This window comes from Lacinutrix algicola, assembly GCF_001418085.1.
GTDB classification, from domain to species: domain Bacteria; phylum Bacteroidota; class Bacteroidia; order Flavobacteriales; family Flavobacteriaceae; genus Lacinutrix; species Lacinutrix algicola.
In genome coordinates this window covers 72,263-95,274 of the sequence record NZ_LIQH01000034.1, presented here as the reverse complement: position 1 = coordinate 95,274, position 23,012 = coordinate 72,263, and the positions used below count along the sequence as shown (strand labels likewise).

General features: G+C 31.4%; 22 protein-coding genes. 16 read left to right on the top strand and 6 right to left on the bottom strand.

Features of this window, described 5'->3' with window-relative positions:
- Nucleotides 1–18 precede the first annotated feature (18 nt).
- Complete coding sequence (locus tag ASC41_RS08065; RefSeq protein ID WP_055436130.1) at nt 19–636, top strand: hypothetical protein; 618 nt, start codon at nt 19–21, stop codon at nt 634–636.
- A gap of 81 nt (nt 637–717) precedes the next feature.
- Here the strand turns inward: ASC41_RS08065 and ASC41_RS08060 are convergent, their stop codons facing one another.
- The 4 genes from ASC41_RS08060 to ASC41_RS08045 are packed head-to-tail and all read right to left on the bottom strand — an operon-like array spanning nt 718 to nt 4,023.
- A complete protein-coding gene (locus ASC41_RS08060) occupies nt 718–1,851 on the bottom strand; it encodes an ATP-binding protein (protein ID WP_055436129.1) in 1,134 nt (377 codons plus the stop codon).
- A gap of 29 nt (nt 1,852–1,880) precedes the next feature.
- Entirely contained in the window at nt 1,881–2,651 is a 771-nt protein-coding gene (locus ASC41_RS08055; RefSeq protein ID WP_083477169.1) for a phosphodiester glycosidase family protein, read from the bottom strand.
- Nucleotides 2,648–3,274, bottom strand: a complete 627-nt coding sequence (locus tag ASC41_RS08050; protein WP_055436128.1) for an HD domain-containing protein — start codon at nt 3,272–3,274, stop codon at nt 2,648–2,650. Before ASC41_RS08050 ends, ASC41_RS08055 begins: the two co-directional genes overlap by 4 nt.
- Nucleotides 3,271–4,023, bottom strand: a complete 753-nt coding sequence (locus tag ASC41_RS08045) for an SDR family NAD(P)-dependent oxidoreductase (RefSeq protein ID WP_055436127.1) — start codon at nt 4,021–4,023, stop codon at nt 3,271–3,273. Before ASC41_RS08045 ends, ASC41_RS08050 begins: the two co-directional genes overlap by 4 nt.
- A 206-nt stretch (nt 4,024–4,229) precedes the next feature.
- On the opposite strand from ASC41_RS08045, the gene ASC41_RS08040 reads away from it, so the two are divergent.
- The 15 genes from ASC41_RS08040 (at nt 4,230) to ASC41_RS07970 (ending at nt 20,321) form a co-directional block, all read left to right on the top strand.
- On the top strand, nt 4,230–5,231 hold the full coding sequence (locus ASC41_RS08040; protein WP_055436126.1) for an AAA family ATPase: 1,002 nt from the start codon (nt 4,230–4,232) through the stop codon (nt 5,229–5,231).
- Between the two features lie 123 nt (nt 5,232–5,354).
- Nucleotides 5,355–6,218 (top strand): DUF58 domain-containing protein, encoded by an 864-nt coding sequence (locus tag ASC41_RS08035; RefSeq protein WP_055436125.1) that lies wholly within the window; start codon nt 5,355–5,357, stop codon nt 6,216–6,218.
- Between the two features lie 43 nt (nt 6,219–6,261).
- Nucleotides 6,262–7,944, top strand: coding sequence for a hypothetical protein (locus tag ASC41_RS08030; RefSeq protein ID WP_055436124.1), 1,683 nt, complete (start codon nt 6,262–6,264; stop codon nt 7,942–7,944).
- Entirely contained in the window at nt 7,944–8,948 is a 1,005-nt protein-coding gene (locus ASC41_RS08025) for a vWA domain-containing protein (protein WP_055436123.1), read from the top strand. The genes ASC41_RS08030 and ASC41_RS08025 overlap by 1 nt, the downstream gene beginning before the upstream one ends.
- Before the next feature lie 30 nt (nt 8,949–8,978).
- A complete protein-coding gene (locus tag ASC41_RS08020; protein ID WP_055436122.1) occupies nt 8,979–10,013 on the top strand; it encodes a VWA domain-containing protein in 1,035 nt (344 codons plus the stop codon).
- A gap of 111 nt (nt 10,014–10,124) precedes the next feature.
- Nucleotides 10,125–10,964: a tetratricopeptide repeat protein gene (locus tag ASC41_RS08015; protein WP_055436121.1), complete on the top strand. Its 840-nt coding sequence runs from the start codon at nt 10,125–10,127 to the stop codon at nt 10,962–10,964.
- Between the two features lie 86 nt (nt 10,965–11,050).
- The gene (locus ASC41_RS08010) at nt 11,051–12,817 is read left to right on the top strand and encodes a BatD family protein (protein ID WP_055436120.1); all 1,767 of its coding nucleotides are present in this window, start codon (nt 11,051–11,053) and stop codon (nt 12,815–12,817) included.
- A 39-nt stretch (nt 12,818–12,856) separates the two neighbouring features.
- Nucleotides 12,857–13,612, top strand: coding sequence for a tetratricopeptide repeat protein (locus ASC41_RS08005; RefSeq protein ID WP_055436119.1), 756 nt, complete (start codon nt 12,857–12,859; stop codon nt 13,610–13,612).
- A gap of 64 nt (nt 13,613–13,676) precedes the next feature.
- Nucleotides 13,677–13,961: a hypothetical protein gene (locus ASC41_RS08000; protein WP_241489640.1), complete on the top strand. Its 285-nt coding sequence runs from the start codon at nt 13,677–13,679 to the stop codon at nt 13,959–13,961.
- Between the two features lie 88 nt (nt 13,962–14,049).
- Entirely contained in the window at nt 14,050–15,642 is a 1,593-nt protein-coding gene (locus ASC41_RS07995; protein WP_055436118.1) for a SulP family inorganic anion transporter, read from the top strand.
- A gap of 7 nt (nt 15,643–15,649) precedes the next feature.
- Nucleotides 15,650–16,447: a universal stress protein gene (locus ASC41_RS07990; RefSeq protein WP_055436117.1), complete on the top strand. Its 798-nt coding sequence runs from the start codon at nt 15,650–15,652 to the stop codon at nt 16,445–16,447.
- 33 nt (nt 16,448–16,480) lie between these two features.
- Nucleotides 16,481–17,110: a carbonic anhydrase family protein gene (locus tag ASC41_RS07985; protein ID WP_055436116.1), complete on the top strand. Its 630-nt coding sequence runs from the start codon at nt 16,481–16,483 to the stop codon at nt 17,108–17,110.
- Nucleotides 17,103–17,792, top strand: coding sequence for a DUF2490 domain-containing protein (locus ASC41_RS07980; RefSeq protein WP_420835921.1), 690 nt, complete (start codon nt 17,103–17,105; stop codon nt 17,790–17,792). The genes ASC41_RS07985 and ASC41_RS07980 overlap by 8 nt, the downstream gene beginning before the upstream one ends.
- Nucleotides 17,793–17,827: 35 nt before the next feature.
- Nucleotides 17,828–19,690, top strand: coding sequence for a SulP family inorganic anion transporter (locus tag ASC41_RS07975; RefSeq protein ID WP_055436115.1), 1,863 nt, complete (start codon nt 17,828–17,830; stop codon nt 19,688–19,690).
- Between the two features lie 4 nt (nt 19,691–19,694).
- Nucleotides 19,695–20,321, top strand: coding sequence for a carbonic anhydrase (locus ASC41_RS07970; RefSeq protein ID WP_055436114.1), 627 nt, complete (start codon nt 19,695–19,697; stop codon nt 20,319–20,321).
- Nucleotides 20,322–20,379: 58 nt separating this feature from the next.
- Here ASC41_RS07970 and ASC41_RS07965 read toward each other — a convergent pair whose 3' ends face one another.
- Both ASC41_RS07965 and ASC41_RS07960 read right to left on the bottom strand, forming a co-directional pair.
- Nucleotides 20,380–21,819 (bottom strand): T9SS type A sorting domain-containing protein, encoded by a 1,440-nt coding sequence (locus tag ASC41_RS07965; protein WP_055436113.1) that lies wholly within the window; start codon nt 21,817–21,819, stop codon nt 20,380–20,382.
- 99 nt (nt 21,820–21,918) lie between these two features.
- Complete coding sequence (locus ASC41_RS07960) at nt 21,919–23,007, bottom strand: HmuY family protein (RefSeq protein ID WP_055436112.1); 1,089 nt, start codon at nt 23,005–23,007, stop codon at nt 21,919–21,921.
- Nucleotides 23,008–23,012: the final 5 nt, after the last annotated feature.

Sequence of the window (23,012 nt, the reverse complement as noted above, 5' to 3'; positions counted from 1 at the left end):
TTAAAAACGTATATAATTATGACTTTATTAATATCAAACATACCATGCTGGTTAATACCATTATTAGTAGGAGTAATTTGTGGAATTTTAGGCTACCTATTGGGTCGACTTTTAGGTGGTGGTAGTGATGAGACTACAAAGCAAATAGACGTAGATGTTTACAAAAATAGAATAGCAAAATTAGAAGCAGATTTAGAGGCTTGTAAGTCTAGTAAAAAATCTACATTTTCAGGAGGTAATTCTTCTAGAGAGGTAGCAGCAGCGCCAATAGAAAATAAAGCAGTGTCAAGTTTTGTTGCAGAGGCAGTTTCTGAGAATTCTAGTGGAGTAATTGCAGTCGCTTTCGATGCAGTAGCAGCAAAAGCTGTAATTGGAAAAAAAGTAAATCAAGATGATTTAACCGTTGTTGAGGGTATTGGGCCAAAAATTAAAGAGTTGTTTCACAACCACGATGTAACTACTTGGGCTGGATTAGCAGATTGTACTGTAGAGAAATGTCAAGAAATTTTAAGTAGTGGAGGGAAGCGTTTCGAGATACACAAGCCAGGTACTTGGCCAGAGCAGGCTAAGATGGCTGCTTTAGGACAATGGCAAAAATTAAAAGAGTGGCAAGATGTTTTAGATGGTGGAAAATAAAGACCAATTAGTATCTTAAAACCCAAAACCGTTGCTTCAAAAGGAGTAGCGGTTTTTTTTTATAATTTTATTTCAATGTTGTTAATTGTATTTTACTTTACGTAAAATTCTAAGTGATTCTTTATAGTGTGTATAAGCAGTATTGCTATGGTTTTTTAAATAAGGTTTAGCGTCGATTAGTTTGTTTATGGCTTCGTGAAAGCCATTTAAATAGCAAAGAAGAAATGTGGCAGGTAAATTATTAACATCCTTTTCTTGCAATACTGTGAGTGGCTTTCCTTTTTTTAAAGCGTCTAACAATGCATTATTGGAGTTGTAAATATGGTGTAGTGTTTTTGTATTGAATTTAGGAGGCTGAAAAACCAAAGTAGATTCAATAGTATAGCTCGCGTTATCATGAAATTGAATAACCGTTTCTTCTAACGGATAGTATTTATTGTTATTCTGAAGTCCTAAGGAGACGTATTCTGTAATTTTAAAACTATCGTTGTCAAATAATATTGAAACCTCGTCTAAGGCTGAATAAAATAAACGCACCTGCTCGTTAATAAGTTCTATGTCTACGCGAGAGAAAAACACTTCTTTTTTAACTTCTTTTTTCTGTCCAGCCCAGCATAAAACAAAATATTCTTTAAAGACTTTATATTGTGGATTGTAGTCTTTTCGCTTGTTCATGAAATTGAAAACACTATCAAGTGTATGTTCTATATTATTATGCGAGTTGTTTTCAATGGCTTCAACAATTTTAGAATTTACATCTTTAATTTCGCTTGTAAAAACCTTGGGCATACTTATGCTTCCATCTCTAAAAAAGATAGTGCCTCCATAGTATTTCCAAATGTTTTTTCTTAAGGAGGTTAAGTCTTCAATAGCTCGAATAGTAACTAAACCAACAACTTTATGATCTGGTAAATGTGGAAACGGAATGTTTTCGTATTGTACAATTGGAGGATTGCTGAGGTAAGCATTTACTAAATTTTGAATTTTAGAATCGTCAAAAAAATCAACACCAACAATAGTGTTGTCTTCGTCTTCAACTCCAATAACAATGAAGGAATTATTTTGAGGATTGCTATTAGAAAGTGCGCAAACATGTTTTAAGAATTTAGCTTTTCCTTCTTTTTGCCCAATATCTATTTTTCGTTTTTTATCATAAAAACTATTCTCATCGTTGTGAGCTAGTAAATTTTTAATTAAAAGACGTTTGTTAATCATGGTAACTTTTTGTGAAATTTGGAGTTGTATTAGTTGGTGTTTGTCAGTTTAGTTTCGGCAATAATAACTCCGAATTCACCTTCTAATTTTTTGTATTGTTTTGAAGGTAAGTATGTTTTAGAGACAAATCCATCTAAATATAGTGCATTTTCACAACCATTATTTTTAAAGAAAGAAGCAAAGTCGTAAAAATTAATTTTCTCTTTAGACATCGCAAATAAAAGGTCTCCATTTGGTAAGACTCCAACACCGTTTCTAGTATTTAAATTAGAAGAACCTTTGTTAAATTTTGGATGTAATACTCCATTAATTACCAGCATTGGACCAGATTGGGTTGCGTAATAAATATCTTTATAAATTTTTAAATCCTGTGTTTTAGTAATTACTGGTATGCCATTTTTGGTAATTAAAAATACGCCATTAGGCTGTAAGTAAAAATTTCCAAAACCATTATTAATGGTGTCTAATTTGGACAATGTTTTACCTTTTTCTACATATAAGCCTTGTGGTGAATAGTCTTTTTTAAACATGCCTCCATTCATTGCGAAAAGGAGTTCTTTATTATTGGTTTCAACTTCCTTTTTAAGACTTTTAAAAGTTTTAATAATACTATCTTTTTTATTTTTCCAATAGAATTTTAAAGACGTCTTTTTGGGATTTATAACATAACTTAGAATAGGAGTGTCTTTTGGTGTTGAAAAAGAAGTGTTTGAAATTGCAATTGTATTCTCAGTTTTTGTTTTGCATGAAAGAGTCACAAAACAACTGGTAAAAATATATACAACGATTCTTAATCTCATAATAATTCTATTTCTTTTTTAAGGTTTTCTCTAGCTTGAATTTCGTATTTACCTCTAAATGAATTTGTAAAGTATAACGTTTTTCTGTCTAAAAAGTGTTTTAACACATTCTTTCTACCAGGTTTATATATAAAATCTGGATAGATCTTATATTCTTTTCTAATGTTGCTAATGTATTTTTGATAAGTGTCCCAATCTGAACCTAAAATGGATAGGTCTATGTCTAAAAGGTATGCGTTGTCTCTGTTTTTATCTATAACTAATTCGTGTTTTTTAGTTGAGATAATCAGTTTTTTGATATTTTCTATTCTTTTTAAGACTAAATTGATTGATTTTAATCGTTTTTCAGCTAAAAGAGCGCTTTTTTCTTCGTTGTCCTTTTTTGAAGATTTATAGACGATATCGTGATACCAAATAGCGAATTGTAAGGCGTCTAAATCTTTAATTTCAGTTTTGTAAGTTTCTGCTTGCAACAACATATTATAAATATGCGTCAAATTATGGTAATGTCTGGTTTTGTTAGTGTAATTAGTTTCAATTTCAGTCCAAAGTTCTTCGGCTAAAGTAGTATTACAATATTTAGAAGCTAAGTTTTGCCACTCAATTTTTAACCAGTTTATCATATTTCTTTTTTTACAATAGTGCTACTAGCTTGTGCAGTGCAAAACATTAAAACATCCGCAATATTAACATGAGCCGGTCTTGAAATTGCAAAATAAATAACATCTGCAACATCTTCCGGTTGTAAGGCTTTGTATCCTTTGTAGACATTATCGGCTATAGTTTTTCCTTTAAAACGTACTTGAGAAAATTCAGTTTCTACTAGACCTGGATTTATAGCTGCTACTTTTATTCCAAATGGATTTAAGTCCATTCGCATGCCTTCGGTTACAGCAACTACGGCGTGTTTACTTGCGCAATACACGTTACCTTTTGGGTAAACTTCTTTTCCTGCCGAAGACCCAATATTAATAATATGTCCAGATTGTCTTTCTGTCATTTGCGGTATCACGGCTTTACTTACATAAAGTAAACCTTTTACGTTAATATCCATCATAGCATCCCAATCATCCAGGTTTCCTTCTTGTATTGGGTCTAGGCCATGTGCATTTCCAGCATTATTAATTAATATGTCTATATGTTTAAAGTTTTCTGGTAGTGATTCTATAGCAGAAAAAACAGCTTTTTTATCACGTACATCAAAGTTTAATATGTGTACGTCTGTAAGTTTGTTTAATCCTTTTTGTATGGTTTCTAATCGTTCCTGGCGTCTACCACAAATTATTAATCTAATACCTTGCTTTGCAAATTCGTGAGCTGTTGCTCTTCCAATCCCACTTGTTGCTCCTGTAATTAATGCTGTTTTTTTCAATGGTATATTTAGTTTTTATTCCCTTGTTAAGCAGGAATTATTTTATGAAATGCTAATAAAACCTTAAAAATACCAAAGAAATAGCTATAACTTCCTTTAAATGCTTGAATTTTTAACCAATTATTAACACGATTGCAAATAAATTATTAACAATTTGCATGTCTTAATATTCGATACTATATTGGACGTTTAAAATTTATTAAAAGATGGAAGAAACAGGTGCAATTGATATAAAATCAATTAACGAAAAAATTGAAAAAGAAAGTGCTTTTGTCGATTTACTAGTCTACGAAATGAACAAAGTAATCGTTGGTCAAACACATATGATCGAGCGTTTATTAATTGGTCTTTTGGGTCAAGGACATATTTTACTTGAAGGAGTTCCTGGTTTAGCAAAAACATTAGCTATTAACACGTTGTCTAAGGCAGTAGATGGTAGTTTTAGTCGTATTCAATTTACTCCAGATTTATTACCTTCAGATGTTGTGGGTACACTTATATACAACATGAAAGAGAATGATTTCTCTATTAAAAAAGGGCCAATTTTTGCAAATTTCGTGCTTGCCGATGAGATAAACAGAGCGCCAGCCAAAGTGCAATCTGCTTTATTAGAAGCTATGCAAGAAAAACAAGTTACTATTGGTGATGAAACTTTTGTTTTAGATAAACCATTTTTAGTAATGGCAACAATGAATCCTGTAGAACAAGAAGGTACATATCCATTGCCAGAAGCACAAGTAGATAGATTTATGCTTAAAACTGTTATTGATTATCCTAAAAAGGATGACGAACAGTTAATTATGAGAGCCAATTTAAAAGGGTCTTGGGAAAAAGTAAATCCTGTGGTTTCTGTAGCTCAAATTTTAAGAGCTCAAGAAGCTGTGAGAGAAGTATATATGGATGATAAAATTGAGAGATATATCTTAGATATTATTTTTGCAACACGTTATCCAGAACAATATAAGTTAGAAGATTTAAAGCCATTAATCTCTTTTGGTGCTTCTCCTCGTGGAAGTATTAACCTTGCTACAGCAGCAAAATGTTACGCCTTTATTAAGCGCCGTGGATATGTAATACCAGAAGATGTACGTGCGGTAGTGCATGATGTTTTACGTCACAGAATTGGTATTACTTATGAGGCTGAAGCCGAAAACATAACAAGCGAAGACATTATTAATAAGATTGTAAATGTAGTTGAGGTACCGTAAATGAGTTTGAAGTAATAGGTTTTTAGTTGGCAGTCGCTTACTCGAATTCTATTTGCACAGAGAAAACACATTACAATTCCGCATTTTTTGGACTGCTTACTGAATGCTGCATATTAAAAGAAAATGGATACTAAAGAATTACTAAAAAAAGTACGTAAAATCGAGATTAAGACGCGTCGTTTGTCTGATCATATCTTTGGAGGCGAATACCATTCGACTTTCAAAGGTCGTGGTATGACTTTTTCCGAAGTTCGCCAGTACCAATATGGAGATGATGTAAGAAATATAGATTGGAATGTTACAGCAAGAACTAATCTACCACACATTAAGGTTTTTGAAGAAGAAAGAGAGCTTACAATGCTTCTTATGGTTGATATTTCGGGTTCGGAGTTGTTTGGTACAGATCAACAATTTAAAAACGAAATCATCACCGAAATTTCTGCAACTTTAGCCTTTTCTGCAACCCAAAATAACGATAAAATAGGATTGATTTTATTTTCAGATGAAATCGAATTATATATTCCACCTAAAAAAGGACGTTCTCATGTATTGCGTATTATTCGCGAGTTAATTGAGCTTAAGCCAAAAAGTAAAGGTACAAACGTTGCCGAGGCTTTAAAATTCATGAGAAATGTCATGAAGAAAAAAGCAATTGTTTTTGTATTGAGCGATTTTATTGCTGACGATTATAAGCAAACATTAAAAATTGCAGCCGGAAAACATGATATTACCGGAATTCGTATTTACGACAAGAGTGAAGAGGCTATTCCAAATTTAGGTATGGTGCAAATGCAAGATACAGAATCTGGTGAACTTATGTTGGTAAATACAGGTTCTAAAAAAGTAAGGCAGAATTACAGTAAATTCTACAACGATAAGGTTGAATATTATAAAGATAGTTTTGCTAAATCTGGAGCAGGAACCATAGATTGCCGTGTAGATGAAAGTTACGTTAAAAAGTTATTAGGATATTTTAAAAGACGATAAGTTAAATGCCTAGTCGAGCACAGTCGAGACTTTAATTATAAAAATGAAAATAATACAATCAAATATTAAAAATGAAACAAAACAGAACATAACAATTGTTTTGTTTTCTTTCTTTGCTCTTTTTTCTCTGTTCTCATTTGGTCAAGTTAAAGCAACTATAGACTCTACTTCAATTAAAATTGGTGCACAAGTTACTTATAAAATTGAAGTTGATGTAGATACAACGTCGTTGGTTATTTTTCCTGAAGGCCAAACGTTTTCTCCTATGGAAATGATTGAGTCTTACACCATAGATACTACAAAAAAGAATGATAGATATAATCTGATTAAAAAATACGGATTAACACAATTCGATTCTGGAGTTTATACTATTCCAAAACAAAAAATATTAATTGGTTCTAAAGAATTTTATTCAGATTCTTTAAAAGTTGAAATTAGAGAAATTGTTGTAGATACTACAAAACAAGGATTGTATGATATTAAGCCAATAATACAAGTTGAAAAAAGTATTGGCAATTGGTGGAAATATCTACTGTTAATATTATTAATTGTTGCCTTAGTAGGTTTTCTATTATGGTGGTTTATTTGGAGGGTGAAACCATTAAGCGAAGAAGAGGAAATAGCTTTATTACCTCCTTACGACCGTGCTAAGTTAGCCTTGAAAAATTTAGATGAAACTAGTTACCTTCAAAACGAAAACTTAAAAGGTTATTATTCAGATTTAACGTTTATTATTAGAAAATATTTAGACGAGAAAGTTTACGATCGTGCTTTAGAAAGTACTACAGATGAGCTCGTTTCTAGATTGAATTTATTGAAAGATGGTAATCAAATAGAGTTGAGTAAAAACGATATTAGAAACATAGAAACCATTTTAAAACGTGCGGATTTAGTAAAGTTCGCAAAAGGGACACCCGATGTTGCTTTGGCAGAGATAGATAGAAATACTATAGATTTAGAAATAGATAACGTAAAGGAAGCATTGCCTGAGCCTACAGAGGAAGAAAAGCTTTTAGATAAGCAATATAAAGAAAATCAAGAACGTAGAAAGAAAACTAAAAAAATAGTATTAACCGTTGGTATTATTGGCTTTCTATTATTAAGCACGTTAATTGGTTTTGGGTATAAATACGGTTTTGGTTACGTAAAGGATACTATTTTAGGTCACGAAAATAAAGAGTTGTTAGAAGGCGAATGGATAACAAGTGCTTATGGTGTTCCGCCAATAATAATAGCAACTCCAAAGGTTTTAAAACGTATAGAAACACCAATTGTAGATGGTCAAGAAGATGCACCTAAATCGACTAGTTTTTCTTACGGAACAATGCTAGATGTTTTTTACGTCTCTGTAAATACATTACAGTTTCCCAAGCAAATGCGAGAAGCAGCAACGCAAGAACAAGCTAATACTCCAGAGGTTGACTTAGCCGAAATATCAGAGAAAGCACTACAAGAAATAGAATCTAAGGGTGCTAAAAATATTGTAGCGTTAAAATCTAAATTTAAAACAGTAAATGGAGCCGAAGGTTTAAAAACTTACGGTACCATGAATATACCATCTGAAGGAAGCAGTAAATTAAGAGAAGCTAAATTTGCTTTTGTGCTTTTTACAGCAGAAAATGTATTGCAGCAGGTTATTGTTATTTCTCCAGAAGACGATGCTTATGCAGACGAAATGGTAGAACGTATATTAAATTCAATAGAACTAAATCCAAAAACTGAATAATGTTTGAAGGCATAGAATTTTTAAACAAAGGTTTTTTCTGGTTGCTATTATTGCTACCATTAGCTTTGTTGTGGTATTTTTTTAAGAATAAGCAGCAAACTGCAGCACTTAATATTTCAAGCTTAAAAGGTTTTAAGGTAACTAATTCGTGGTTGCCAAAACTAAAACATTTATTATTTGCTCTAAGATTAGTTGCGCTAACCTTTTTAATAATTGCTTTAGCAAGACCAAGAACAGTCGATGTTTCTACAAAAACAAAAACGACACGAGGAATAGATATTGTTATGGCAATAGATGTTTCGGCAAGTATGTTGGCAAAAGATTTAAAGCCTAATAGACTTGATGCCTTAAAAGAAGTAGCATCACAGTTTATAAAAGGACGCCCTAACGATCGAATAGGTATTGTAGAATACGCAGGAGAGAGTTATACAAAAACACCAATTACAAGCGATAAAAGTATTGTTTTAAGCTCTCTTAACGATATTCATTATAATACAGTTATAGAAGGAGGAACAGCCATTGGAATGGGTTTAGCAACATCTGTAAATCGTTTAAAAGATAGTAAAGCAAAAAGTAAAGTTATTATTTTGCTAACAGATGGAGTAAATAATTCTGGATCTATAAACCCAAAAATAGCGAGTGAGCTAGCTGTAGAGTTTGGTATTAAAACATATACTATTGGCTTAGGAACAAACGGGATGACTTTGGCTCCAATTTCAATTAAACCAAATGGGCAATTTCAATACGGAAGAGTTAAAGTTGAAATTGATGAGGAATTACTAAAAGAAATAGCACAAGTTACAGGAGGAAAATACTTTAGAGCAACAAATAATAAAAAATTAGCAGAAATATACGACGAAATTAATAAGCTTGAAAAAACGGAGATTGAAGAGTTTAAGTTCTATAATTACGAAGAAAAATTTAGATGGTTTGTTTGGATAGCAGGCATTTTATTGTTGTTTGAATTATTGTTGAGAATTACTGTTTTTAGAAGTTTTGTTTAATAAATTATAAAAGCACAAATTAAAGATTAGATGCAATTAGAAGAGAAAATATGGTTTTGGGCATTGCTAATTATTCCAATAATTTTGGTGCTATTTTTAGTGCTTCAACTATGGAAACGTAAAACGCAGAATAAGTTTGCAAATCAGGCTATTTTAAAACGATTAAGCCCTAATAAGTCGCTCTTTAAATCTGTATTAAAGATTGTGGTTTTATGTTTGGCTTTTGCAAGTTTAACAATGGCTTTAGTAAATCCTAAAATTGGATCAAAATTAGAAACAGTAAAACGCGAAGGTGTTGATATTGTTTTTGCAGTGGATGTTTCTAAAAGTATGCTAGCAGAAGATATAGCACCAAATAGAATAGATAAATCCAAGCAATTGGTGACTCAAATTATAAATAATTTAACAAGTGATCGTGTTGGAATTATAGCTTATGCAGGTAAGGCATTCCCGCAATTGCCAATTACAACAGACTATGGGTCTGCAAAAATGTTTCTTCAAAACATGAATACAGATATGATGTCTTCTCAAGGAACGGCAATCAATGAAGCAATAGAATTAGCAAAAACATATTATGATGACGACCAGCAAACCAATCGTGTTTTGGTTATTATTTCTGATGGAGAGGACCATAGTGAAGCAGCTGCAAGAGTAGCCGAAGAAGCTAGTGAAGCTGGTATTAGAATTTTTACTATTGGCGTTGGTAGCGAAAAAGGAGGTCCAATCCCTATTAAGCGTAATGGTGTTATTTTAAATTATAAAAAAGACAGACAAGGCGAAACTGTTATTACAAAACTAAACGAAGAGACGCTTAAAAACATTGCTAAATCTGCAAATGGTGTTTATATTAATGGAAATAATACAGGAAAAGTAGTAGAAGAAATAAGAGATATTTTAAATAAAATGGATAAAACCGAATTCGAATCTAAGCAATTTGCAGCTTACGAATCTCAATTTCAATGGTTTTTAGGTTTTGGAATATTGCTTTTATTTATAGATATCTTTTTATTAGAACGAAAAACAGCTTGGTTAAAGAAATTGAATTTGTTTAATGAAAATTTATAGAGAACACTAAACAACTTTATAAATTCATTAACACAAACAAAATCAGGTCTTTCATATATTTAGAGGCTTAATAATATTAGAAAACAGTTTCCAATTTTAAGTAAAGTAAACATGAAAAACATAATAACCTACATATTAATTTTAACTGTTTCTTTTGGCTTTGCTCAGCAAGAGGACGCTAAAGAAACGCTTCAAAAGTTAAATGAGAAAACTAATAATTTAATTAGTGATGCTAACGATTTAGCTAGTAGCGATGCATTTGTTTCAGCAGAAATGGAATACCGAAAAGCGATCTCTGGCAAGCCAGAAAGTGTCGCAGGAACTTATAATCTAGGACACTCTTATTACAAAAAAGGCAATTTTGAAGAAGCTTTGTTTCGTAATCAACAAGCAGCAAAATATGCAACAGACAAATTAGAAAAGCACAGCGCTTTTCATAACATAGGAAACATTTTAATGCAAGAAGAAAAGTGTAGTGAAGCTGCAGAAGCTTTTAAAAATGCATTAAGAAATAACCCTTTAGACGAAGAAACACGTTATAATTATGCTTTAGCTAAAGAGTGTGCTAAAAATCAAGAGCCACCTCAAGAAGAAGATAATAAAGACGATAAAGACAAGGATAAAAAAGAAAACGAAGACCAGCAAGATCAAGATAAAAAGGAAGACGAAGGAGATAATAAAGAAGATAATCAAGATAAAGGAGACGACGATAAAAAAGAAGGCGAAGACAAAGAAGATGAAGGGAAGCCTGATGAAGAAAAAGAAAAAGATGGTAAAGGAGACGACCAGAAAAAAGAGCAACAAAAACCACAACAGCAACCAGGAAAATTATCGCCTCAGCAAATAAAAAATCTATTGGAAGCAATGGATAATCAAGAGCAGAAAGTACAAGATAAAATGAATGCCGAAAAAGCAAAAGGTGCTAAAATACAAACAGAAAAAGACTGGTAGATAAAAGTAAAGAAGTTGCTAACTTGAGCTTCGAATATTTATATTGTCCTAAAATTTTGAGAATAGGAATCCAGAATAAATTAGTAATGAAATTAAAAAAACACATAGCAATTTTACTCTTTATACTTTTTTCAAGTATAGTAGGAGCACAGGTGCAGTTTCAAGCTAGAGTAAGTAAAAAAACTTTAGGGTTAAACGAGCGTTTACGCGTAGATTTTTCTATGAATAAAGATGGAGATAACTTTAGTTCTCCTGGTTTCGATGGTTTCGATGTGGTTGGTGGTCCAAACCAATCTGTTAGTAATTCTTGGATAAACGGAAAGCGCTCTTTCGAGAAAACATACAGCTATTTCTTATCTCCAAAAAGAAAAGGAAATTTAATGATAGAGTCTGCTAGCATAGAAATTGATGGTCAAACTTATAAAACTAATGCCATTGTAGTTAAAGTTACTAAAGAGATACAGAAACCAAAAGATCCAAGTATGGCTGTTGCTAGTGATAATATTCATTTGGTAGCAGAGGTTTCTAAGGTTAATCCTTATTTAAACGAAGCTATTACTGTAGTTTATAAATTATATGTTGCACCAAATACTGGCGTTAGTAATTGGAGAGAAACAGATAATCCTGAGTACGACGATTTTTGGAGCCAGCATATTAATCCAAAAGGATTAAAAATAGAAAAAGGGCAGTACAAAGGAGAAGATTATCAATATGTAGTTTTACGTAGAACAGTTTTATATCCTCAAAAAACAGGAAAATTAATTATAGAGCCTTTAAAGCTTGATGTTACCGCAGATATACCAACTAAAAGGCGTGATATTTTTGGACAGCGTTTAATGAGTAAAGTTAACGTTCCTGTGTCTGCAGGAAGACGAACAATAGATGTAAAGCCATTACCAGAAGTAGGGAAGCCATTAGATTTTTCTGGAGCAGTTGGAGACTTTAAATTTAATTTAAGTACATCTAAGAGCGAACTTAATGCTAATGAGTCTATGCAAGCTAAAGTAACAGTTTCAGGTAAAGGAAATTTAAAATTATTATCCTTACCAAAACTTACATTGCCTAATTCTCTTGAGGTTTACGAGCCAGAACATAGCGAAAGTGTACGTACAAACTTAGGTGGTATGCAAGGTGAGATTTCAGATAGTTATACTATTGTACCACAGTATAAAGGTAAATACCCAATACCAACAATTTCATTTTCTTATTTCGATTTAAATACCGAATCTTATAAGCGCATATCGTCTAACGAAACTATTGTTAATGTTCTTGAAGGTCCTGTTTACGGTGCTTCAGATAACGCTTTAATTAGTGAAGGAGCCGAAAAACAAAATATTGTTTTAAATAATAATCAGTTTGCGTTTATTAAAACAGAAGCTAATTTAATTTCAAAAACAGAAACGTATTTCTTTAAGTCAAAATTATTTTGGGCGAGTTTATTGTCTCCATTATTACTAATTCCTTTAGCTATTATTTTTAGACGTAAAAAAGAAGAGCGTGCAGGAGATCTAGTTGGTAATAGATTACGAAAAGCAGATAAATTAGCGAAGAAGTATTTAGGAGAGGCTAAAAAAGCATTAGGACAAAAAGAAGCATTTTATGTAGCTTTAGAAAAAGCGTTACATAATTATTTAAAGGCGAAACTAAATATAGAAACTAGCGATTTAAGTAAAGATAAAATCAAAGTACTCTTGTTAGAACGCAAAGTGGAAAATACTGTTGTAACAGATTTTGAAAATATTTTAGAAAATTGTGAATTAGCAAGATATACGCCAATTACAACGGTTACAATGCAACAAGACTATGAAAAATCGGCTAGTGCAATTAACCTAATAGATAAACAGATTAGATAAAATATTTTTCATTTCTATTGATATAGGAATACTTAAACAATGAAAAAAACACTCTACATACTCTTATTTTTTATAGGAAGTCTTTCGGCTCAAAACGAGAAAATCTTCGATCAAGCTAACGTGCTTTATAACGAAGGTAAATACGCAGAAGCTATAGATAGATACGAAGTGATTTTAAATACAGATAAACACTCTGCAGAGTTGTATTTTAATATCGCAAATGCGCACTATAAACTTAATAACATTGCACCTTCAGTTTATTATTATGAAAAAGCATTAGCATTAAAACCTAAAGATAAGGACATACAAGGTAATCTAGCATTTGCTAATAATATGAGAATTGATGCTATAGATAATTTACCAGAAGTAGGTTTAACTAGATTTGTAAAAAAGGCAATCAATGCCTTGTCTTTTGATGGTTGGGCAAAGCTTTCTATTGGTTTAGTCGTTCTGTTTGTGTTATTTTATTTACTGTATTATTTTACTTTTGGTACAGGAAAAAAACGTTTTTATTTTGTTACTAGTACACTATCAATTGTATTAGCATTAGTAGCATTGGTATTTACTTTTTACAGCTACAGTTTGGTGCGAAAAAATAATCCAGCAATTATTTTTGCAAAAGAATCTAAAGTAAAAAGTGAACCTAATTTGAGGAGTGACGAGGCTTTTGTTTTACATGAGGGTACTAAAGTTCAGGTTTTAGATACTGTAAAAAATTGGAAAAAAATTAAGCTTAGTGATGGTAAAACAGGCTGGATAAAAGATGGAGATTTAAAATTATTAAATAATATTTAGATATTATTTAACATTTTAAATGTTTCTTTAACATTATATTTGCGTCTTGAATTATAAATTAAATATGCCTAAAAAACACATATCTATATTCTTTACCATATTATTTTTGGCCATAATTACTGCGCCATCTATAATTATGGCTCTAGATGATACTGTAGATATATCTGTTTTTTATAGCCTTTCTGAGGAAGAAGAAGAAATTAAGCATGCAAAACTGCTTTTCTCTGATAACGAAGAAGATTTAGATTATTTAAGAAGTGTTTTAAAAACGAATAACTTGTGTTATTTTTTTAAAAACTATTCAAAACCTCACTTAAACCTCATTTCTCCACCACCTGATTTTATTTAATATTTTATCGTTAGGACATTTTTTGTCCCCAAAAAAATATTAAAAATAACTATTGATGACTATTCAATAGTATAAAATCAAATTATAAATGTTTAAAACATTAAAAAGCGACTTGCCTGCAAGTGTCGTTGTATTTTTCGTTGCATTACCATTATGTTTAGGTATTGCTTTAGCTAGTGGAGCACCTCTTTTTTCAGGATTAATAGCTGGTATTATTGGAGGAATTGTAGTAGGAGCCTTAAGTGGTTCTAAAATTGGAGTTAGTGGACCTGCAGCAGGTCTTGCTGCTATTGTATTAACAGCAATTGGTACTTTAGGAGGTTACGAAAACTTTCTTGTTGCTGTAGTTTTGGGAGGTGTAATACAGTTAGTTTTTGGCTTATTAAAAGCAGGGATTATTGGATATTACTTCCCGTCTTCTGTTATAAAAGGAATGCTAACAGGAATAGGAATTATAATAATATTAAAACAAATCCCTCACTTTTTTGGTTACGATGCAGAACCAGAAGGAGCAGATAGTTTTATAGAAACGTCTGGAGAAAACACATTCTCAGCACTATTCAATATTTTCGATAATTTAATTATTGGCTCTATGGTTGTTGGGTTTATAGCCTTAGGGATTTTATTATTGTGGAGTAATGTATTATCTAAAAAAGGAAAGATTTTTCATATTATTCAAGGTCCATTAGTCGCTGTAGTTGTAGGTATTGTATTTTACTTGGTTACACAGTCTAACGATAGTTTAGCTATTGCATCATCACATTTAGTAAGTGTGCCAGTTCCAGATAGTTTAGATTCTTTTATAGGTCAATTTAGTTTTCCTAATTTTTCAGCAATAACAAATCCAGAAGTATGGGTAGTTGCTTTTACTATAGCTTTAGTAGCTAGTTTAGAAACTTTATTATGTGTAGAAGCATCAGATAAAATAGATCCTAATAAAAATGTAACACCAACAAACAGAGAGTTACTGGCACAAGGAGCTGGTAATATATTATCTGGTTTAGTTGGAGGATTACCAATAACACAGGTAATTGTTAGAAGTTCTGCTAATATTCAATCTGGAGGAAAGAGTAAAATGTCTGCAATTCTTCATGGTTTCTTATTATTAATTTCTGTAATTTTAATACCAGCGGTATTAAACAAAATACCATTATCTGTATTAGCAGCAATCTTATTAATTGTTGGTTATAAGTTAGCAAAACCAGCATTGTTTGTTAAAATGTATAAATTAGGTTGGAAACAATCTGTACCATTTTTTGTCACAGTAATAGGAATTGTGTTTACAGATTTATTAGTAGGTATCGGTTTAGGATTAATGGTCGGTATTGTTGTAATTTTATTAAAAAGCTACCAAAACTCTCATTTTCTTCATATTAAAGATAATAGTAATGGTAAACACAAAATTAAAATGGAACTTGCAGAAGAAGTTACTTTCTTTAATAAAGGAGCAATTTTAAAAGAGTTAGATAGTTTGCCAAGAGATACTTACTTAGAGTTTGATGTTACTAAAACAAGGTATTTAGATTATGATATTGTTGAGATTCTTGAAGATTTTGCCTTTAAAGCAAAAGAAAGAAATATTGATATTAAATTAGTATCTAAACGAGGTGTTGTAGAAAATCCTCCAAGTTTTATTGAGTTTTTTCAGTTAAGACCTAAGTCTAATATTAGTTTAAGTTAGAAAAGGTATGAAGAGTAATAAATATAAAATATTGGTACTTTCAGACCTAAAAAATACAGCCGAAAACACTATAAATAATGGTGTAAGTTTAGCACAAATGATAGATGCAGAAATTGCATTGTTTCATGTTAAAAAACATACAGATATAGTAGAAAGAGACAATCAGTTTTCTGCTATTAGAACTTTAAACGAAGAACATAATAATACTAAAAACACCATTAATAGGATAGTAGATTCTATTTCAAAAGACTATAATTTAAAAGTTAATGGAAGTTATGCTTTTGGAAAAGTAAAAGAAGAGATTCGTAATTATATTAAAGTTTCTAATCCAGATATTATTGTTTTAGGACAGCGAGATTCTAGTCCGCTTCAATTAATTGGAGATAGTATTACTCGTTTTATTTTAAAAGAGTTTAAAGGTATTGTAATGATTTCGGGTAATGAGAACGTATTAGTACCAAACGAAAAGATGACTTTAGGTGTTTTTAATGGTTCTAATAAAATTTTAAACAAGTTTTCTAATGATTTAATAATGCATACTAAATCGCCTTTAAAATCTTTTAAAATAGTTAATAGTCAAAATAAAATAAATAGTGGTTCTGTAGAAAACGAAGAAAAAATGGAGGAGTATGTTTTCGAGCAAAATGCTAATGCTATGAATACACTTTCTTCATATCTATTAAAAAATAATATTAACTTATTGTGTGTTGATAGAGCCGAAGGTAAAACCAAAAACACAACTGAAACCTCACTAAACAAAGTGATAAGTCAGGTTAATGTTTCATTATTAGTTTCTGAAGCATAATATAAAAATAATTTAAATTTAAAAGAAGACATTATGAAAGCACATACAAAAGAAACGCAGTCAACAATGACACCTGAAAAGTCATTACAGTATTTAAAAGAAGGAAATCAAAGATTTCAAAGCAATTTAAAAGCAAATAGAAACCTTTTAGAGCAAGTAAACGATACTAGTGAAGGGCAATTTCCTTTCGCTACTATTTTAAGTTGTATCGATTCTAGAGTTTCAGCAGAGTTGGTATTCGATCAAGGTTTAGGAGATATTTTTAGTGTACGTGTTGCAGGTAATATTGTAAACGAAGATATTTTAGGTAGTATGGAGTTTGCTTGTAAGTTAGCAGGAACAGAGCTTATTGTTGTATTAGGTCATACTAGTTGTGGAGCAGTAAAAGGAGCCTGTGATCATGCAGAAATGGGTAACTTAACTAAGTTAGTTCAAAAAATAACACCAGCAGTTAATGCAGTTGTTGAGCCTAAAGACGAAAGTTTAAGAACTTCTAAAAACTTAGATTTTGTTGATGAAGTATCACACATTAATGTAGAGTTAATGATTGATAGAATTCATGCAGAAAGCCCAATACTTACTGAAATGGAAAAAGCAGGTGAGATTAAAATTATTGGCGCCATGTATAATGTAAATACAGGTGAAGTAAAATTTTATGAATAGAAGAATATCTAAAAATAAAATGAAAAAGAGAATTACTATGGCAGCACTAACATTATTGTTAGTGCTGCCTAATTTTATAGATGCACAAGAAAGTGATTTTGGAAATTGGTTAGTATATATCGGGAATAAGAAACTTGATAGCAAATGGAATATCCATAATGAAGTCCAATATCGAAGCTATAATGCAATAGACGATTTAGAGCAATTATTACTTAGAACAGGTATTGGTTATAATTTATCAGAAAATAATAACAATATTTTGCTAGGATATGGTTATATTTTATCTCAGAATTATATTGAAGGAATAGACGAGAAAATTGATGTAAACGAACACCGTATATTTCAGCAATTTACAACCAAGCAAAAAATTGGTAGCGTAGCTTTAAGTCATCGTTATCGTTTTGAGCAACGTTTTGTGGAAGCCGATTTTAAAATGCGTTTTCGTTATTTTTTAGGTTTTAATATACCATTAACCAGAAAAGAAAATAACAAGTATTATCTTTCAGCTTATAATGAGATTTTTTTAAATACGGAATCTTCAGTTTTCGATAGAAATAGAATGTATGGAGGTTTAGGTTATAAGTTTAATAAATCATTAAAAATAGAAATTGGTTATATGAATCAGTTTTTTGAAACGAGTAACAGAGATCAATTAAATATTATTACGTTCTATAATTTTTAAGAAGTACTAGAAAGACAAGAACTAAAACCAGATGTATGAAAAACTTTTTTTCCAATTTTAAAGGAGATGCCTTTGGAGGTATCACAGCAGGAATTGTTGCACTTCCATTAGCATTGGCTTTTGGTGTGTCTTCAGGGTTAGGACCAGAAGCAGGTCTTTATGGTGCTATATTTATTAGTTTTTTTGCTGCACTTTTTGGAGGGACAGCAACACAAATATCTGGTCCAACAGCACCAATGACTGCTGTTTCAATGGTTATTATAGCGGGAATTGTAGCTGCTAACGATGGGAGTGTAGAAAAAGCATTGCCAGCAATTTTAACCGTCTTTTTACTTGCAGGTTTAATACAAGTAGGACTTGGTTTTTTAGGCTTAGGTAAATATATTAGATATATACCATATCCTGTTGTTTCTGGTTTCATGACGGCTATTGGGGTTATAATATTACTTACTCAAATATTACCTTCTATTGGTTATTATCCAAAAGAAGATGTAGAATTTGTAGAGCAATTTAAACTACAAGCAGAAGAGGTTATTCTTGAGAACATCCTAAAAGAAGAAGCAGGTGAAGGTATTTTGGTTTTAGAGAACTTCAAAGAAACCATAACACGTGCAGATCAGATTACTTCAGAACAAATTTTAAACGAATCTCAAACACTAGCAGCTAAAGAAGCTTCTGGTACAGTAGGCGCGTTAAAAGTATTACCTAGAGCTTTAAAAAACATTAATTGGTTAGAACTTATTTTAGCATTAGGCACCATATTTATTATCTATGGTTTTAAGCGCATAACAACAGCAATACCAAGCACATTGGTTGCATTAATTGTTATGTCTGGTATTGCCTATGGCTTTAATTTAGGTTACAGACCAATATCGGAGATACCGGGAGGTATTCCAATTCCAAAATTAGAAATGTTTACATCCTTTACTTTGGGTAGTATTACGCCATATATTTTTACGGCACTTACTTTATCTTTATTAGGAGCAATCGATTCTTTGTTAACAAGTGTTGTTGCCGATAACATGACAAAAACAAAGCACAAACCTAACAAAGAATTAATAGGTCAAGGTATTGGAAATAGTATTGCAGCCATTTTTGGAGGTATTCCTGGTGCAGGAGCAACTATTAGAACTGTAGTAAATATTAACGCTGGTGGTAAAACTAAACTTTCAGGAATGATTGCTGGTATTATGTTATTAGTAGTTATGCTAGCATTAGGGCCTGTAGCTTCTAAAATTCCTGCAGCTGTTTTAGCAGGTATTTTAATAACAGTAGGTATTGGTGTTATGGATTACAAAGGACTTAAAGCAATACCAAGTTTACCAAGGGATATTAAATTTGGTCCATTAAAATTAAGTTCGGAAGTATTAATAATGATTATTGTATTGTTATTATCTACTTTTTGGGATTTAATTTATGCTGTTGGTATTGGTCTTATTATTGCATCATTAATGTTCATGAAAAAAATAGGAGACTTAACAGCAGAGCGTTCAGATGTTAAATCTTTAAAAGAAGAAGCTTGGGAAGACGAAACAGGTTTCCCTCAACAATTAAAAGAAGAGGTTTTTATTAAGCATTTAAAAGGGCCATTATTTTTTGGTTCAACAAGCGATTTTCAAGCGTTAACATTACAAATTCCAAATACTGCGAAAACGGTTATTTTAAGATTAGGACGTATGCAATATATGGATCAATCTGGATTGTATGCTATGGAAGATATGCTGTTGGATTTAAAAAAGAAGGATATTGAAGTTCTTTTTGTAGGCTTACTTAAACAACCTAGATACATGATGGAACGTATTGGTATTATTCCAGATTTTATTCCCAACGACCACATTTTTAAAGATTTTAAAACGTGTTTAAAATGGGTAAGGAATAATGTAAAGGATACAGAATAAAATTATGAACTTAGATAAAGTATTCGAAAACAATAAAGATTGGATTAAGTCTAAACTTAAAGAAGACGAAAAATATTTCGATAAATTAGGTGAAGGTCAGAATCCGGAACTTCTATTTATAGGATGTTCAGATAGTAGAGTTACAGCCGAAGAGTTAATGGGTTTAGGACCTGGAGATGCATTTGTGCACCGTAACATAGCAAATATGGTTATTGGTACAGATCTAAACGCCATGTCTGTTGTAGAATATGCAGTAGAACATCTAAAAGTAAACCACGTGGTTGTTTGTGGACATTATGGATGTGGTGGTGTAAAAGCAGCAATGCAGTCTGCAGATTTAGGTGTTTTAAATGGTTGGTTGCGTAATATTCGAGATGTATACCGTTTACATGAATTAGAACTTAATGCCATTGAAGATGAAGAGAAAAAGTACGAACGCTTAATAGAGTTAAATGTACAGGAGCAATGTGTAAATTTAATTAAAACTGCAGCAATCCAAAAAGCAGCTCGTGGAAGAGGTTTAATAGTACATGGTTGGGTTTTCGATATTCATACAGGAAAACTATTAGACTTAAAAATTGATTTCGAAAATATTCTCGAAAACATTAGAGAAATATATCATTTAGATTAAAGAAAATAATAAAAGAGCTACTATGAAAATAGTGGCTCTTTTATTTATGTCATTAAAACTACTTTAAAATAATTTTTTTAGTTGTAGTAAAATCTCCAGAACTAATTTTTAATAAATAGATGCCTTCATTTAAAGTTTTTAAATAAAGAGCTTTATTAGAGGTGTTGTTATTTAAATCTGTTTCAAATACTTTTTGTCCGATGGTTGAATATATACTAACCTTACTTGATGCTAGTAATTTACTTTCGTCAAAAACTAAATTAACAATCTTGTTTGTCGTTGGGTTTGGGTAAATGGTAAATTCTATATTAGAAGTAAAGTCCTGAACGCTTAAACTTTCTTGTTGGTTGTCGTAAACTTTTGTTATAGCGTCATTATTGCCATCAAGCCCACTTAATACAAAGTCTAAATCGCCATCATTATCGTAATCAGACCAATTAACAGAACTAATATATGTTCCGCTAATCCCAATTTCAGATTCTAAGTCTTCTATAAATTCTTCATTCTCATTTTTATAAAACTTAACGAATGGTAAAGTGTTAGCGTCTGCGCCCGAGATAAAAATATCTAAATCTCCATCATTATCATAATCAACAAAACTTGTAGATCCCCAATACAATTGCATTAGGTTAGCTTCAGTATCTAAGATAAAACCTTCATCCCCATCATTATTATATAAAGCGGTGTATGGTATGTAAGACGAATTAAATCCAGAGATTAATACATCTTCATCACCATCATTATCGTAATCTGCTGCACTTAAAGTTGAGAAATAGATATCTGCAATTCCTGTATTTATTTTTTCCGAAAAAACAGCATCACCATTATTTATATATAGTTTAGTTTCTGGTTCGTAACTATTGCTAAAACCAGTAAGTAATACGTCTAGATTGCCATCGTTATTAGCATCGAAAGTTAAAATGCTTCCAAAAGAGTTTCCAAAAAAAGGAGTAGTAGTTTCAGTAAAAGAGCCTTCGCTATTTTGTAGGTATAATTTAGCAATGTAGTTGTAGTTAGCATCTACACCAGTAATAATTATATCACTAAGATCATCATTATTTAAATCTACAGCTTTCATTTTACCTGAAGAAGTACCTGGAATTGATAAGTTTTGTTCTGTAAAAGAACCAGTAGTATCGTTTATATATAAAATAACGTCTTCTTCGTCGTTAGAGTTGTAACCGTTAATTATAAAATCCATATAATCATCGTTATTATAATCTAAAGTAGAAATATTAGCATTAGAAAAGGCTTCAATATTTGTTGCTGTTAACCCTAAATTTTCAGGTTGGTAAGAATATAATCCTGAGGTATTATTGTAATCACTGTCATAGCCCGATACTAGCAATTCGTCCTTACCATTATTGTCTATGTTTAACCATGCGTTTTCTCCATATATAATGCCTTGTAATCCTATAGCTGTGTTTTCTGTAAACTGTTGTGAATAGGAATATTGCACAAGAATGAGTAAGAGTATTATTAAGTTGAGTTTTTTCATAATATTATATTTTTGTTATTTAGAATGATTCTAAAGATTGAGTTTGGAGTTAAAAAAAAGAGCAGCGAACTACTCTTTTTTTAATTGTGTTTATTTAGACTATTGTAATAAACTATAAACAAATTCTGGGTAACCACGTTCTCCGGAAGCATCTGTTAAAGCTAAAAATTTAAGCTTATACAAATTACCATCGGTATCATTTACTATGTAAAACACGTTTTCTTTTAAAGAAGGTAATGTTCCTGGTCCACCACCATTTCTCCAGCTGCTTCCAATTGCTCGTTGGTCGTTTGAGAAATTTGTATTTTCAACATCTGCTAACGTAAAATCGTCATAAGTTAAAGCTTCGGTATCTGTATCTATCATGTAAACAGTTGCGCTTGCTTTTGTGTTATTAACTACAAAATCTGAATAACCATAAGCACCATAACCAGGTATTTCATTTGTAAAAACACTAAAGTTTAAATCCCAGTTTGTTTTAACTGGTTCTACGCTAACTTCTGTTTCAGTATTAAAGCTAAAGAATGTATAATTGTAATCTGCATTTTTAGCGATAGTAACCTCTTCGTAAGTTGTAGCATCTAAATCAGCATATTGTAAAACGTAGTTGTTTCCGTCTTTTAAAATTCTAATTTTTTTCCAACCTCTGGCAGCACCAGAAACTTCAACACTTCCGTTAGAAGGTGTTGCTGTCCCAACCTCAAAGCCTAAGTTTACTAAATAGACATGGTTTTCTACATCAGTTTCAGAAATAGCAGAAATAGCAGTTCCGCTAATTTCACCAGTTGGTGCATCTATAAATCCAGCAGTTTCAGCTTGAAAAGTACCAACAGCAACTCTTGCTTGTAAGTCTTGTACCTCTGCATTAGATGAATTCACAGCAACTATATCAGAAACGGTTAATTCAGCAGTTGCCATATAGATAGATCCATTTATAGCTACTCTAAATTCTGATCCAGAATAAAAACCTAAATCCCAAGAATCACGTTGTACGGCTGTACTTGTATTTGTACTTAAGTCTATATAAACTTGATTTTGTTCGTTTGGACCTCCAACTAATGGAGATATGGCAGCACCTTCTATTACAACTTGTATTGGTTGTGTAGGTGTTGAGTCGTCATCGCTACTGCAACTTGAGAACAGTAATACAGAGGCGCATAAAATTGAGGTAAAAAATTTGTTAATCATTGTAA

What these genes read in the sequence shown, in the direction of transcription:
- ASC41_RS08065 (WP_055436130.1), top strand. Translation starts at nt 19, where the DNA reads ATGACTTTATTAATATCAAACATACCATGCTGGTTAATACCATTATTA.
- ASC41_RS08060 (WP_055436129.1), bottom strand. Translation starts at nt 1,851, where the DNA reads ATGATTAACAAACGTCTTTTAATTAAAAATTTACTAGCTCACAACGAT.
- ASC41_RS08055 (WP_083477169.1), bottom strand. Translation starts at nt 2,651, where the DNA reads ATGAGATTAAGAATCGTTGTATATATTTTTACCAGTTGTTTTGTGACT.
- ASC41_RS08050 (WP_055436128.1), bottom strand. Translation starts at nt 3,274, where the DNA reads ATGATAAACTGGTTAAAAATTGAGTGGCAAAACTTAGCTTCTAAATAT.
- ASC41_RS08040 (WP_055436126.1), top strand. Translation starts at nt 4,230, where the DNA reads ATGGAAGAAACAGGTGCAATTGATATAAAATCAATTAACGAAAAAATT.
- ASC41_RS08035 (WP_055436125.1), top strand. Translation starts at nt 5,355, where the DNA reads ATGGATACTAAAGAATTACTAAAAAAAGTACGTAAAATCGAGATTAAG.
- ASC41_RS08030 (WP_055436124.1), top strand. Translation starts at nt 6,262, where the DNA reads ATGAAAATAATACAATCAAATATTAAAAATGAAACAAAACAGAACATA.
- ASC41_RS08025 (WP_055436123.1), top strand. Translation starts at nt 7,944, where the DNA reads ATGTTTGAAGGCATAGAATTTTTAAACAAAGGTTTTTTCTGGTTGCTA.
- ASC41_RS08020 (WP_055436122.1), top strand. Translation starts at nt 8,979, where the DNA reads ATGCAATTAGAAGAGAAAATATGGTTTTGGGCATTGCTAATTATTCCA.
- ASC41_RS08015 (WP_055436121.1), top strand. Translation starts at nt 10,125, where the DNA reads ATGAAAAACATAATAACCTACATATTAATTTTAACTGTTTCTTTTGGC.
- ASC41_RS08010 (WP_055436120.1), top strand. Translation starts at nt 11,051, where the DNA reads ATGAAATTAAAAAAACACATAGCAATTTTACTCTTTATACTTTTTTCA.
- ASC41_RS08005 (WP_055436119.1), top strand. Translation starts at nt 12,857, where the DNA reads ATGAAAAAAACACTCTACATACTCTTATTTTTTATAGGAAGTCTTTCG.
- ASC41_RS08000 (WP_241489640.1), top strand. Translation starts at nt 13,677, where the DNA reads ATGCCTAAAAAACACATATCTATATTCTTTACCATATTATTTTTGGCC.
- ASC41_RS07995 (WP_055436118.1), top strand. Translation starts at nt 14,050, where the DNA reads ATGTTTAAAACATTAAAAAGCGACTTGCCTGCAAGTGTCGTTGTATTT.
- ASC41_RS07990 (WP_055436117.1), top strand. Translation starts at nt 15,650, where the DNA reads ATGAAGAGTAATAAATATAAAATATTGGTACTTTCAGACCTAAAAAAT.
- ASC41_RS07985 (WP_055436116.1), top strand. Translation starts at nt 16,481, where the DNA reads ATGAAAGCACATACAAAAGAAACGCAGTCAACAATGACACCTGAAAAG.
- ASC41_RS07980 (WP_420835921.1), top strand. Translation starts at nt 17,103, where the DNA reads ATGAATAGAAGAATATCTAAAAATAAAATGAAAAAGAGAATTACTATG.
- ASC41_RS07975 (WP_055436115.1), top strand. Translation starts at nt 17,828, where the DNA reads ATGAAAAACTTTTTTTCCAATTTTAAAGGAGATGCCTTTGGAGGTATC.
- ASC41_RS07970 (WP_055436114.1), top strand. Translation starts at nt 19,695, where the DNA reads ATGAACTTAGATAAAGTATTCGAAAACAATAAAGATTGGATTAAGTCT.
- ASC41_RS07965 (WP_055436113.1), bottom strand. Translation starts at nt 21,819, where the DNA reads ATGAAAAAACTCAACTTAATAATACTCTTACTCATTCTTGTGCAATAT.
- ASC41_RS07960 (WP_055436112.1), bottom strand. Translation starts at nt 23,007, where the DNA reads ATGATTAACAAATTTTTTACCTCAATTTTATGCGCCTCTGTATTACTG.